At 40.4% G+C, this 10,538-nt stretch carries 14 protein-coding genes; all 14 read left to right on the top strand.

Annotated elements, in window-relative coordinates; translation table 11 throughout:
* Positions 1-1,041, top strand: a 1,041-nt coding sequence (locus QQK02_RS14335; protein ID WP_284208780.1) for a type II secretion system F family protein, incomplete at its 5' end; no start/stop codon positions are given.
* A 2-nt stretch (positions 1,042-1,043) separates the two neighbouring features.
* Positions 1,044-1,556, top strand: a complete 513-nt coding sequence (locus tag QQK02_RS14330) for a hypothetical protein (RefSeq protein ID WP_284208779.1) — start codon at positions 1,044-1,046, stop codon at positions 1,554-1,556.
* Between the two features lie 122 nt (positions 1,557-1,678).
* Positions 1,679-2,293 carry a type II secretion system protein gene (locus QQK02_RS14325; protein WP_284208777.1) on the top strand — a complete coding sequence of 205 codons (615 nt, stop codon included), beginning with the start codon at positions 1,679-1,681 and terminating at the stop codon, positions 2,291-2,293.
* 28 nt (positions 2,294-2,321) lie between these two features.
* Positions 2,322-2,807: a type II secretion system protein gene (locus QQK02_RS14320; RefSeq protein ID WP_284208775.1), complete on the top strand. Its 486-nt coding sequence runs from the start codon at positions 2,322-2,324 to the stop codon at positions 2,805-2,807.
* A gap of 59 nt (positions 2,808-2,866) precedes the next feature.
* Positions 2,867-3,358 carry a type II secretion system protein gene (locus QQK02_RS14315; RefSeq protein WP_284208774.1) on the top strand — a complete coding sequence of 164 codons (492 nt, stop codon included), beginning with the start codon at positions 2,867-2,869 and terminating at the stop codon, positions 3,356-3,358.
* A gap of 112 nt (positions 3,359-3,470) precedes the next feature.
* Positions 3,471-3,929, top strand: a complete 459-nt coding sequence (locus QQK02_RS14310) for a type II secretion system protein (RefSeq protein ID WP_284208773.1) — start codon at positions 3,471-3,473, stop codon at positions 3,927-3,929.
* The gene (locus QQK02_RS14305) at positions 3,919-4,452 is read left to right on the top strand and encodes a prepilin-type N-terminal cleavage/methylation domain-containing protein (protein ID WP_284208772.1); all 534 of its coding nucleotides are present in this window, start codon (positions 3,919-3,921) and stop codon (positions 4,450-4,452) included. The genes QQK02_RS14310 and QQK02_RS14305 overlap by 11 nt, the downstream gene beginning before the upstream one ends.
* On the top strand, positions 4,452-5,258 hold the full coding sequence (locus QQK02_RS14300; protein WP_284208771.1) for a prepilin-type N-terminal cleavage/methylation domain-containing protein: 807 nt from the start codon (positions 4,452-4,454) through the stop codon (positions 5,256-5,258). Before QQK02_RS14305 ends, QQK02_RS14300 begins: the two co-directional genes overlap by 1 nt.
* On the top strand, positions 5,248-5,703 hold the full coding sequence (locus QQK02_RS14295; protein WP_284208770.1) for an MSHA biogenesis protein MshP: 456 nt from the start codon (positions 5,248-5,250) through the stop codon (positions 5,701-5,703). Before QQK02_RS14300 ends, QQK02_RS14295 begins: the two co-directional genes overlap by 11 nt.
* Positions 5,704-5,925: 222 nt before the next feature.
* Complete coding sequence (locus QQK02_RS14290; RefSeq protein ID WP_193023155.1) at positions 5,926-6,969, top strand: rod shape-determining protein; 1,044 nt, start codon at positions 5,926-5,928, stop codon at positions 6,967-6,969.
* Between the two features lie 139 nt (positions 6,970-7,108).
* Positions 7,109-7,981 (top strand): rod shape-determining protein MreC, encoded by an 873-nt coding sequence (gene mreC / locus QQK02_RS14285; RefSeq protein WP_284208769.1) that lies wholly within the window; start codon positions 7,109-7,111, stop codon positions 7,979-7,981.
* A gap of 2 nt (positions 7,982-7,983) precedes the next feature.
* On the top strand, positions 7,984-8,463 hold the full coding sequence (mreD, locus tag QQK02_RS14280; protein ID WP_284208768.1) for a rod shape-determining protein MreD: 480 nt from the start codon (positions 7,984-7,986) through the stop codon (positions 8,461-8,463).
* Between the two features lie 7 nt (positions 8,464-8,470).
* Positions 8,471-9,061, top strand: a complete 591-nt coding sequence (locus QQK02_RS14275; protein ID WP_284208767.1) for a Maf family protein — start codon at positions 8,471-8,473, stop codon at positions 9,059-9,061.
* 8 nt (positions 9,062-9,069) lie between these two features.
* Positions 9,070-10,536, top strand: a complete 1,467-nt coding sequence (gene rng / locus QQK02_RS14270) for a ribonuclease G (protein WP_284208766.1) — start codon at positions 9,070-9,072, stop codon at positions 10,534-10,536.
* The last annotated feature ends 2 nt before the right edge of the window (positions 10,537-10,538 follow it).

Genomic DNA, 10,538 nt, shown 5'->3' with positions numbered 1-10,538 from the left:
CCAGTGTCTCTCGACGAGCTGATTGTTTTTTGTCGTCAAATGTATGCACTGATGAAATCAGGCGTACCAATTTTAAGAGCGATTAATGGCTTAAGTGAGTCGGCAACGTCTCCTAAATTACGTGAAGTACTTAGAGAAGTAGCCAAAGAACTTGAGAACGGTTACGCGTTATCGTCAGCGCTTAACAAACACCCTCGATTTTTCTCTTCATTATTCGTTGCACTCATTCATGTTGGTGAAAATACCGGTAAGCTTGATGAATCCTTTATCCAACTAGCAAGCTATTTTGAGCGAGAGCAAGAAACTAAAAAGCGTATTAAAACAGCTATACGCTACCCATCTTTTGTACTTGCGGCGATTGCAACTGCGTTAGTGATATTAAACATTTTTGTTATTCCTACCTTTGCCAACATGTTTACTAAATTGGGTGCTGAGTTGCCTTGGGCCACTAAAGCCCTTATCACTAGCTCAAACTTCTTTTTAAACTATTGGCCTCATATGCTGTTTGTTCTAGTCGCTGGCTTTTTTGGTATTCGAAATTACTTAAAAACAGAAAGTGGACGCTATGCATGGGATAAACGTAAAACGAAAATGCCGATAGCTGGTGATATTATCGAACGATCGATTTTATCTCGCTTTGCTCATAGTTTTGCTATTGTGTTAAATGCAGGTGTGCCGATGACAACAGGCCTATCTTTGGTGGCTGATGCGGTAGACAACACCTTCATGCGTGAAAAAATATTAGCCATGAGAAGCGCTATTGAAAGTGGTGAAAGTTTGCTGCGCTCTGCCGCTACAAGTCAATTATTTACCCCTTTGGTGTTGCAAATGGTTGCGGTAGGTGAAGAAACAGGGAGAATTGACGAACTATTGGCGGAAGTTGGTGACTACTATGAACGTGAAGTTGATTACGACTTGAGTATGTTAACAGCACGTATTGAACCTATTATGATTGGTATTGTTGCTGGTATGGTTTTGATTTTGGCGCTAGGTATCTTCACACCAATGTGGGATATGATGTCTGCATTCCAAGGAAAATAAAGATGGTTGGTGATCTCGCTTCACAAAAAAAAGAAACGTGGTTAGCGGAGTTTATGATCATCATTACGGTCTTGGGCATATTAATTGCAAGTTTTATTACATACTTTTCAGGGAGCGAAGAAGAGTTTAACAGCGCAGGTCTTCAGCGTATGGCGAGTAGCTTCTCGAGTAAGGTAAATGTCGTTCATAGCCAATGGTTGATGGACAATCAGCCGAACATTGTCGAGTTGCAAACAACCGATGTCGATGGTAACGCAATTGTCGAAGCTATCAATGTCAATCGAAAAGGCTGGATAGACACTCAAACAACAACGATTGATTGTTTTAAAATTTGGCAACAAGCCATGGATACACCGCTAAATTTTATGAATGAAACCATCGCTGTGGTTGCGTTAAATTTGCGAGAACAAAATAAACAGGTATGTCGCTATAGCCTTCCAAATGGAAGCTATCTTGAATATTCACCTAAAAATGGCCAAGTTATTGTAAATACTGCATTTACTAATAATGGCTAAAAGTTAACGTATTTATTGCGGTTTAGGTAAATCGTGGTAAGTTATAAAGTAAATAATTTAAATGTGACTTCTTTAAAAATTAGTTGTTACAATATCATTATTATCATTGATTAGAGGTAGTTATGAGAAAACATAGTGGTTTTACTCTCATTGAGTTAGTTGTTGTTGTGGTTATATTAGGATTTTTAGCGGTAACCGCGATTCCTAAATTTATCGATTTAACTGACCAAGCAAAGCAAGCTAATATCGAAGGTATGGCTGGCGGTTTTGCTACGGGTGTCTCTCTTGTTCGAGCTCAATGGGAAGCCGAAGGTCGTCCACAAAATGGCAGCAGCCAAAATAGTGTGAATTATGACGGTGTTGATCTTGTATTAACCAGTGAAAATCAAGCTGATGGTATTCGCCCAGGTTACGTAACTGGACTAACCGATGGCGCAACATTAGGTGGTGGGTTTGACGCTGCAAACTGTGAAGAGGTTTGGCTAAATATCTTACAACAACCACCAGGTGTGACAACGTCTGAAACAACGCTTAATAATGACGATTCTGTAAGTTACTTCGTCAGTAAAAGTGGCACAGGTGAAACGTCATTGTGTCATTATCACTTGAAAGAGAGCTTAGTGCGCGATGGCAACCTATGGCAGGCTCCTGATAGTAATGCGCTAACAACTACCGGTAATAGCTTTACATATGCACCTGCAAACAGTGCTGTTGTGATTCATATTAACCAACAATAATTAATATTTTTTGAGATAGGATATAAAGATGAAAAGTATTCAGCGCCAAGCAGGTTTTACCCTAATTGAATTAGTCGTTGTTATTGTGATTTTAGGTATTTTAGCAGCAACTGCTGCGCCTAAGTTCATTGATTTACAAGATGATGCCAAATCAGCAACCTTACAGGCAATTAAAGGTTCAATGGAAAGTGCTTCAACATTAGTACATTCTAAGTCACTTATTGCGGGTAATGAGAATTCAGAGACTGCTACAGTTTCTGTTAATGGTAATGCTGCATTTCCAATTGCTTACGGCTACCCACGTTCTAATGATGACGGAGCAGCCACGCTTTGGGCTACCGAGCTATTAGATATAGATGCTGCGGAGTACGTAGCAGGACAATCTGGTGGTGTCGTTTATATCAAATTGGCTGGAGATACTACTGCCTTTGCTGATTTAGCTGAATGCTTCGTGTCTTATGAGGAAGTAGCTGCTGAAAACGGTACACCAACAATTAATCAAGAAGATTGTTAAGTAGGTTTTGTAAGAGGAGTTACGCTCCTCTTCTCTTTTTATAGATGAAAATAATAAAAATGAAAAAAGCTCAAGGTTTTACTCTAATCGAACTAGTCGTTGTTATCGTCATTTTAGGCATTCTTGCGGCAGTGGCTGCACCTAAATTCGTTGATTTACAAGATGATGCTAAAACAGCAACCATAAAAGCGGCTAAAGGTTCTTTAGAGTCGATGGCAGCTTTGGTGTACAGTAAGTCGCTCATTCATAGTAATGAAAATGTCGAAGCAGGTAGCGTTAGCGTCGATAACGTTACGGTGAATACTAGATATGGCTACCCTCGTTCAAATGATGCAGCAGCGCTTGCAATTATTAAAGATGAGTTATTGCAAATATCAGATGATTATGATGTTGTGCTAAATCCAACGGCGAGTGAAGTATATGTTTTTCCAAAAGACTTATATCCACCAAGCAGTTATTCCAATCTAAGTCCTTTGTTCCCATGCACGGCTTACTATGCTGAGCCTATCGGTGAAGGTGATGAACCGTCAATTGGACAAAACGATTGCTAATAGCTTTTTTATGTTTGGTATTTTTAAAGGAGACATGGTCTCCTTTTTTATTGCGAAAATTAAAAGCAATTCTTTTCAAAAAGCGTTACTATTCAGTTAACTAACAAATCTTATGGTTACTATGAAACAACAAGGCTTTTCGTTAATTGAGCTAATTGTTACCATCATCATTTTAGGGGTGCTGGCCGTTGTTGTTGCGCCACGTTTTTCCTCTTCTGAAAGTTATCAAGAACACAGTTACCGCGCTCAGGTCATTTCACTTATTCGAGCTATGCAATTAAGAGCTATGCAACAAACCAATGATATTTGTCATCTGGTTGAAGTTTCTGAAGATCAAATCTTAGGTAGTATTGAAAACAAACCAAGCTGTAACAATGTAAATAATTTGAGTATAACTGTTCCTACTGAGGAAAATGTCAGTTTTTCCCTTGATGGTGGTGCTGGTGTTATTCGTTTTAACACGTTAGGTGTGCCGCAAGCTGATTGTTTTGGTGGCTGTGACATTGCGGTGTCAGGCATCGATACGTTAACCATCAGAATTGAATCGCAAGGGTATATTCATGCCATATAGTTTGCGCCAACAAGGTTTTACTCTAGTCGAAATCATTATTGGCATTGTTGTCATTTCGTTGTCTTTTTCTATTATTTCCTCTCTGGTGTTGCCTGCAACCCAGAAGAGCGCAGATCAAGTTCAGCAGATAAAAGCGGCAGAGCTTGGGCAATCGTTATTAACTGAAATTTTAGGGCGTTCTTTCGACGAAAGTTCAGACCGTGTTGGCGGCACATATCGCTGTAACGAAGATGGGCAAAGTGCTTGCAGTAACGTGTTAGGGCCTGAAGGAGAAACACGTAGTAACTACAATGATGTCGATGACTATAATGGTTTAAACCTCCTTGGTGAAGACATAGAAAATGCATTAGGTGAAAGCTTAGGGCAATATTACTTGGGCTTTGATGTCAGTGTTAATGTTATATACGATGGCAACTTTGATGGCATTGCTGATAATAATCAATTGGCGAAATTGGTGACTGTATTAGTAACAACACCTAGTGATGAAGTGATAAGTTTTTCGGGCTACAGGACAAATTTCTAATGAAACTCCTTGCTAAAGGTTTTACGCTAATTGAGCTTGTCACTGTGCTTGTTTTGCTTGGCGTATTATCGGTTGGAATTTCTGGCTTTATCGGTGTGACAACGCAAATATATGTTGACGTAACAACCAGAGATGAGCTGATATCTAGTGCGCGTTTCTCTATTGAACGACTAAATCGAGAGTTGCGTGGTGCCTTACCAAATAGCATACGCACATTAAGCTCAGGAAATAGTCAGTGTGTTGAGTTTACGCCAGCCAAACTGAGTGCGGTATATACTCAATTAGCAGTAGCTCCAGACCCAGCAAGTGACCAAATCAATATTGTTCGCTTTTTTGATACGAGTCTTTATAGTGATAGCTTAGCCGTTATCGTCTACCCATTAACGCCTGATGATGTCTATAACTCGTCAGCCCGTCGCGCTTCTATCGATAACTTGAATCAAGTTGCAGGCAACGAATGGGTATTGACACTTTCAGCTAGCAAACAGTTTCCTCAACACTCGCCAACATCGCGCGTATACTTTATTGAGTCACCCGTTGCATATTGTGTAACCACAGATTCTGCCGGACTTAATGGTAGCTTAACTCGTCATCAAGGCTACTCAAGCTACAGTGCTAATTTACCTAGCCCTTTTAGTGAGGGTGTTTTAATGGCTGCTTCATTAAACACTGCAGGCTCAACACCTTTTCGATTTGCTGATTCGACAAGACAACGCAATGCTATTGTGTTGGTGAACTTTACTTTTGCAGAAAATTTTGAATCAATCAGTTTTAATAATGAAATACAGGTGCCAAATGTTCCATAAGCGACCTCTGATTTCATCGGCTAAAAGCCAGCGCGGTAGTATGCTAGTTATTGCTATTTTTATTATGGTTGTCATGCTACTTGTTGGTGTAGGTATGGTAAATATTCTCTCGACTAGCGGTCAAAGTGTTGCCTATGAAGTCTCTGGCACAAGAGCATATGCTGCAGCAAATTCCGGTGTACAGATTAAACTTTCTGAGATATTTCCCTTAGCAACAGGTGGTAATAGTGGCGCAGCGTTAAGGTGTAACGACGCGTCATTATCTAATCCGAGTAACTATAATATCGTGAGTAATCATTTGGGAAAATCATGCCCAGTTACTGTTACCTGCCAAGACTTTCAGCATGATGGTGTCACCTACTATGAAATATCAAGTCAAGCTACTTGCAGTATGGGTAATGATGTCACCTCACGAACAGTAGTTATAGAAGCACGAAGTTTATAAAAAGGTTTTTAAAGCTTGTGTTTTTAAGGTTTAACCAGTCAATATCCATCGGAAGCGTTATTTTTTAATGTTTTTTCACCTTTTTTAATAATTTTTTAAATTTGCTCTGCCAATTTCACATCAAGGTGGGGTATGATGTCAGGTAATTATGTAAAAGATTTTTGTAGCTGTTGATGGCAACGTAAACGTTGATAAATCAGCATGTAAAAGGTTAGTAAAAATATGTTCAAAAAATTACGTGGCATGTTCTCCAATGACTTATCAATTGACTTAGGAACAGCTAACACCCTTATCTATGTAAAAGATCAAGGTATAGTCTTAAATGAGCCTTCAGTTGTCGCTATTCGCCAAGATCGTGCTGGCGGTTCAAAAAGCGTTGCGGCAGTTGGTACAGCGGCAAAGCAAATGTTGGGCAGAACACCTGGCAACATTGAAGCTATTCGACCGATGAAAGATGGCGTGATTGCTAACTTTTTCGTGACAGAAAAAATGTTGCAGTACTTCATTAAACAAGTTCATAGCAATAATTTCTTGCGCCCAAGCCCACGTGTTTTAGTTTGTGTACCTTGTGGTTCAACACAAGTAGAACGTCGTGCTATTCGCGAGTCTGCATTAGGTGCAGGTGCTCGTGAGGTTTACTTAATTGATGAACCAATGGCCGCTGCAATTGGTGCAGGGCTTCCTGTATCTGAAGCGACAGGTTCTATGGTCGTTGATATCGGCGGTGGTACGACAGAAGTTGGTATCATTTCATTAAATGGTGTTGTTTATTCATCGTCAGTTCGCATAGGTGGTGACAAGTTTGATGAAGCGATTATTAACTACGTTCGTCGTAACTTTGGTAGCCTTATCGGTGAAGCAACAGCAGAACGCATCAAGCATGAAATTGGCTCGGCATACCCTGGCGAAGAATTAGTTGAAATTGAAGTGCGTGGCCGAAATTTAGCTGAAGGTGTTCCGCGCAGTTTTACGTTAAATAGCAATGAAATTTTAGAAGCTCTGCAGGAACCGCTAACAGGTATTGTCAGTGCGATTATGGTTGCACTTGAACAATCACCACCAGAATTAGCATCAGATATTTCTGAGCGCGGTATGGTGTTGACAGGTGGTGGTGCGCTACTAAAAGATTTAGACCGTTTATTAATGGAAGAAACTGGTATTCCAGTGGTTGTTGCCGATGATCCATTAACATGTGTAGCACGTGGTGGTGGTAAAGCGATTGAAATGATTGATATGCATGGCGGAGATCTTTTCTCTTACGAATAAAGTAGCGTTGGTATAAATCGCTTTTTATACCAAGCTCCGCTGTCAGCAATATTTTAAGTTAATAAGGGACATCCATTATTCAATGTTAACTGATACGGTAGCGCGATAACATTTCCTTTGAAAAGGCGATTCGAATTTAATGAATCCTATTTTTAAACATGGTCCCTCAGCACAGCACCGACTTATCTTGGTGCTTTGTTGTTCTATGCTATTGATTTTTTTCGATCATAAAATGCATAGCTTCGATACTGCTCGTGGGTATATGCAGTCGATGGTAAGTCCATTGCAATACATAGCTAATGCACCAAAACAAATATTGAATTGGACGGTTGAAAACTTAGCATCACGAAAGAAACTTGTCGCCGAAAATCAACATTACAAATCTCAGCAGTTAATCTTTAATGAACAAGCCATGCAATTAGATATTTTGCGTAGCGAAAACGCGCGTTTACGTTCTTTATTAGCGTCGCCTGTTCGCCCTGAAGTAAAGAAAATGGTTGCTGAAATTCTTGCCGTAGATACCGACCCGTATAGCCATCAAATATTGATTAATAAAGGTTTGAATGACGATGTCTATGAAGGTCAGCCGGTAATTGATGAATTAGGTGTGGTTGGACAGGTATTACATGCTGGTGCGACAAATAGCCGTATTTTATTAATTTCTGACGTTAGTCATGCTATTCCATTGCGCATTCAAAGAAATGGTGTGCGTCTTATCGCTTCGGGTAGCGGTAATATTAGACGGTTAATCGTCAATCATGTGCCTCATAGTACTGACATTAAAGAGGGGGATGTGTTGGTTACTTCTGGGCTAGGTGGTAAGTTTCCTGAAGGTTACCCTGTAGCTAAAGTTAATTTTGTACAAAAAAATGAAACGCGAGCATTTGCTCAAGTATATGCTGAACCCATCGCACAGATTGACAGATTGCGCTATATGTTGTTGCTGTGGCCAGAGCCCGTTGAGGCGTTTTCAACTTCTGAAGTACAGTCAAAGTCTGCGGGGAAGGAGTAGGGATGTTAGCGCATAACGGCATTATAATCTTATTAACGTTACTTCTATCATTAATCGCAGCGATTATGCCAATGCCAATTACTTTGGATACCTTCCGTCCTGATTGGGTGCTGGTAGTGACAATGTATTGGGCTATCGCCCTGCCAAGCAGGGTCAATGTGATTACCGCTTGGGTAATGGGACTTTTACTCGATATTTTACTTGGTTCAACACTTGGCGTTCATGCCGCAGCTATGGCGACCACAATTTTTATTGCGTCAGGTAACTTTCAAAAAATTCGAAACTTCTCGTTGTGGCAACAGTCGTTAGTTGTGGGTGTTCTCGCATCATTATTTCATTTAATCGTTTTTTGGTTACAACGCTTTTTGACTGACGTAGTTTTCCTACCAAGCTATTTGTATCCGGTACTTACCTCAATGGTATTATGGCCCTGGGCATTCTTATTGCTTAGAAAAACCAGACAACACTTTAAAATTAAATAGTGATTCAATGAGTTCTCAAGAGTTTAATCTATTATTGGCGTCCAATTCACCACGACGCAAAGAATTACTCGAGCAGTTAGGCTTTAGTTTCACTGCGATCGGCAGTGATATTGATGAGTCAGTCAAACAGCATGAAGACCCTATTACTTATGTTAAGCGAATGGCGATAGAAAAGGCGCAGAAGCAAAATACTAAGTCAAATACGATCGTGTTAGGGTCCGATACTTGTGTTGTATGTCATAACCACATTTTAGGTAAACCGACAGACTTTAACGAGGCCAACGCTATGTTATCGATGCTTTCAGGTAATACGCATCAGGTATTAACGGCAATAGCAGTCGCACAACAAGATGAAGTGAGTGTAGAGGTGGTAACAACAAATGTTACCTTTAAAACACTTTCTCAACAGGAAATAATGAACTATTGGCAAACCGATGAGCCAAAAGATAAGGCGGGTAGCTATGGAATACAGGGGATAGCGGGGCAATTCGTTACTTCAATTGAAGGTAGTTATTCTGCGGTAGTTGGTCTACCGTTATATGAAACGGCTCAACTATTAGCAAAACACGGTTGCCCTTCTCCAATGACGAAGAATTAGGTGGTTAAATGAGTGGTGAACTTTTAGTCAATGTAACACCTAGTGAAACTAGGGTTGCTTTGATAGAAAATGGCGTATTACAGGAAGTTCATATTGAGCGTGAAGCCAAAAGGGGCCTTGTTGGTAATATCTACTTAGGTAAGGTTATTCGGGTTTTGCCGGGCATGCAGGCGGCCTTTGTGGATATCAATTTAGACAAGGCAGCCTTTTTACATGCTACAGATATTAACTCTAAGCTGATGACCAATGAAGCTGGCGACGATAACCAAACAGTACCTGATATTCGCTCTTTAGTGCATGAAGGGCAATTAATTATGGTTCAAGTGGTTAAAGATCCGCTTGGTACTAAAGGTGCTCGATTAACAACAGATATTACTATTGCTTCTCGGTATTTAGTATTAATGCCTGAAGCAAGTCACGCTGGTGTCTCTCAACGAATTGAAGATGTAGAAGAGCGAAATCGTTTAAAAAGCTTAGTAACACCCTATTGCGATGATACTCATGGATACATCGTCCGAACAGCAGCTGAGGGCGCAGGTGAGCAGGAGCTGCAACATGATGCTGAGTTTTTGCGCAGGGTTTGGCTAAAAGTGATTGAGCGAAAAAAACGTCGTCAAACCAAAGCGCCTATTTATCAAGATCTCGCGTTAACATTTCGTGTATTGCGTGATTTTGTGGGCGTTGAGCTTGAACGGGTGCGTATCGACTCTAAGTTGACCTTTGATCAGCTGATGGAGTTCACCCAAGAATTTGTTCCTGAATTAACGAAAGTTTTAGAGTACTACCCCGGTGAACGCCCGATTTTCGATTTGTTTGATGTCGAAGCGGAAATTCAGCGCGCTTTGCAGCGTAAGATCGAGCTAAAGTCAGGTGGTTATTTAATCATTGACCAAACCGAAGCCATGACCACCATCGACATAAATACTGGCGCATTTGTGGGGCACCGAAACCTCGATGAAACTATCTTTAATACCAATATAGAAGCAACACAGGCAATAGCTCGCCAATTAAGGTTGCGTAATTTAGGCGGTATCATCATTATCGACTTTATCGATATGACGATAGAAGATCATAAGAAACGTGTGCTACACAGCTTAGAGTCTGCGTTATCAAAAGATAAGGTCAAATTTAGCGTCCATGATTTCTCTCCACTAGGCCTAGTTCAAATGACCCGAAAGCGCACGCGAGAAAGCTTAGAGCATATCTTATGTGGAGAATGTGGTTCATGCCAAGGCCGTGGACAATTGAAAACGGTGGAAACGGTTTGCTATGAAATATTGCGTGAAATTGTCCGCGTCAATCGCGCCTATGATTCAGACAAATTTATCGTTTACGCTTCGCCCGCTGTTAGTGAAGCATTGATTGATGATGAATATCATCACCTTGCCGAAACAGAAGTGTTTATTGGTAAACAAGTGAAAATCCAAACTGAATCTTTATACAACCAAGAACAGTTTGACGTGGTAATGATGTAAGT

The organism is Thalassotalea eurytherma, assembly GCF_030161415.1.
GTDB lineage: Bacteria > Pseudomonadota > Gammaproteobacteria > Enterobacterales > Alteromonadaceae > Thalassotalea_G > Thalassotalea_G eurytherma.
The sequence above is the reverse complement of the archived record's forward strand: the minus strand, read 5'-3'. Positions and strand labels throughout refer to the sequence as shown.

Coding starts and splice junctions, on each gene's coding strand:
- QQK02_RS14330 (WP_284208779.1), top strand. CDS start 1,044: ATGGTTGGTGATCTCGCTTCACAAAAAAAAGAAACGTGGTTAGCGGAG.
- QQK02_RS14325 (WP_284208777.1), top strand. CDS start 1,679: ATGAGAAAACATAGTGGTTTTACTCTCATTGAGTTAGTTGTTGTTGTG.
- QQK02_RS14320 (WP_284208775.1), top strand. CDS start 2,322: ATGAAAAGTATTCAGCGCCAAGCAGGTTTTACCCTAATTGAATTAGTC.
- QQK02_RS14315 (WP_284208774.1), top strand. CDS start 2,867: ATGAAAAAAGCTCAAGGTTTTACTCTAATCGAACTAGTCGTTGTTATC.
- QQK02_RS14310 (WP_284208773.1), top strand. CDS start 3,471: ATGGTTACTATGAAACAACAAGGCTTTTCGTTAATTGAGCTAATTGTT.
- QQK02_RS14305 (WP_284208772.1), top strand. CDS start 3,919: ATGCCATATAGTTTGCGCCAACAAGGTTTTACTCTAGTCGAAATCATT.
- QQK02_RS14300 (WP_284208771.1), top strand. CDS start 4,452: ATGAAACTCCTTGCTAAAGGTTTTACGCTAATTGAGCTTGTCACTGTG.
- QQK02_RS14295 (WP_284208770.1), top strand. CDS start 5,248: ATGTTCCATAAGCGACCTCTGATTTCATCGGCTAAAAGCCAGCGCGGT.
- QQK02_RS14290 (WP_193023155.1), top strand. CDS start 5,926: ATGTTCAAAAAATTACGTGGCATGTTCTCCAATGACTTATCAATTGAC.
- mreC (WP_284208769.1), top strand. CDS start 7,109: ATGAATCCTATTTTTAAACATGGTCCCTCAGCACAGCACCGACTTATC.
- mreD (WP_284208768.1), top strand. CDS start 7,984: ATGTTAGCGCATAACGGCATTATAATCTTATTAACGTTACTTCTATCA.
- QQK02_RS14275 (WP_284208767.1), top strand. CDS start 8,471: ATGAGTTCTCAAGAGTTTAATCTATTATTGGCGTCCAATTCACCACGA.
- rng (WP_284208766.1), top strand. CDS start 9,070: ATGAGTGGTGAACTTTTAGTCAATGTAACACCTAGTGAAACTAGGGTT.